Source organism: Pseudonocardia sp. McavD-2-B (assembly GCF_024124365.1).
In the GTDB taxonomy this organism is placed as follows: domain Bacteria; phylum Actinomycetota; class Actinomycetes; order Mycobacteriales; family Pseudonocardiaceae; genus Pseudonocardia; species Pseudonocardia alni.
Genome location: NZ_JAMXSG010000518.1, coordinates 1 through 1,417, shown reverse-complemented (window position 1 = coordinate 1,417; position 1,417 = coordinate 1). Strand labels below are relative to the sequence as shown.

Sequence of the window (1,417 nt, the reverse complement as noted above, 5' to 3'; positions counted from 1 at the left end):
CGCCGTCGACCCGGCCCGTTCCGCGGCGCGGCGTGCGGCGACCCGGCGCCGAACACCCCAGGCCACCCCCGCCGCGCACACCGCACCGGCGGGGCCCAGGAGCAGCCACCCCAGCGGCGCGGCGAGCAGGGGTAACGGAGGAGCGAGCAGCCGGGCCGTCGGGAGGCCGGCCCCGGTGCCGGTCAGGGCCCGCCACCGGGATCGGCCCGGCGCCGCGGGCAGTGTCAGCACCGCCAGCGCGAGCAGGGCGGGGACCGCCGCGCCCTGCGCTGTCCCGGGCAGTGTGCTCAGCACGGCACACCGACCCCGCGCTCGCGCAGCAGCGTGGCGAGCTCGTCGCGGCCCGGTCCGGCCCCGCTGCCGCGGCTCCAGGCGGCCGTGACGCGGAGTGTGCCGTCGTCGGAGCGGCCCAGCACGCCGACCTCGTCGAGCGTCCGGCCGGCGCCGGGGCGGCGTCGCATGTGCAGTACGACCTGGACGGCGGCGGTCAGCTGCCCGTCGAGCGCGGCGGGGGACATGCCGCCGAGCCCGGCCAGCGCGCGCATCCGGGCCGGGATCTCGCGGACCGAGTTGGCGTGCACGGTGCAGCCGCCGCCGTCGTGACCGGTGTTCATCGCGGCCAGCAGGTCGCACACCTCGGCGCCGCGGACCTCGCCGACGACCAGCCGGTCCGGACGCATCCGCAACGCCTGACGCACCAGCTCGCGCAGCGGCACCCCACCCGAGCCCTCGATGTTCGGCGGCCGGGCGACCAGCCGCACGACGTGCGGATGACGCGGGAAGAGCTCCTCGGCGTCCTCGACGGTGATGAGCCGCTCGCCGGGATCGACCGCGCCCAGCAGCGCGTTGAGCAGCGTGGTCTTGCCACTGCCCGTCCCACCGGCCACGAGCACGGCCAGCCGGGCGGCGACGATCGCGCGCAGCAGGGCCTCGCCGGTCGCGTCGAGGGTGCCGGTCCGCCGGAGCGCGGCCAGGTCGTGTCCGGCGGGGCGCAGCACCCGCAGCGAGATCGCGGTCCCGGCGGCCGCCACCGGTGGCAGGACGGCGTGCAGCCGGACCCCGGCATCGGGGAGCCTGCCGTCGACGCAGGGACTCGCGTCGTCGAGCCGGCGGCCTGCGGCGAGCGCCAGGCGCTGGGCGAGCCGCCGGACCGCGGCCTCGTCGGTGAAGGTGATGCCGGTGCGGCGCAGCCCGTCGCCGCGGTCGACCCAGACGGCGTCGGGCGCGGTGACCAGCACGTCGGTGGTCGCCGGATCGCGCAGCAGCGCGTCGAGCGGGCCCGCTCCGGTGAACTCCTGGCGCAGGGTGCGGAGCGCGGCGAGGACGTCCAGATCGGACGCGACCCCACCGGACTCGGCCCGCACCGCCGCGGCGACGGCGGCCGGCCCGGTCTCGCCGCCGGCGTCGGCCAGCCGGG

Annotated in this window: 1 protein-coding gene and 1 pseudogene; both read right to left on the bottom strand. The window is 78.8% G+C overall.

Features of this window, described 5'->3' with window-relative positions; genetic code table 11:
- Positions 1–294 (bottom strand): annotated as a pseudogene (locus tag NH602_RS30830) (hypothetical protein); the annotation flags it as partial.
- Positions 288–1,417: TadA family conjugal transfer-associated ATPase (locus NH602_RS30825; RefSeq protein WP_253069688.1), on the bottom strand; the 1,130-nt coding region annotated here is incomplete at its 5' end. The pseudogene NH602_RS30830 and the gene NH602_RS30825, both read right to left, overlap by 7 nt.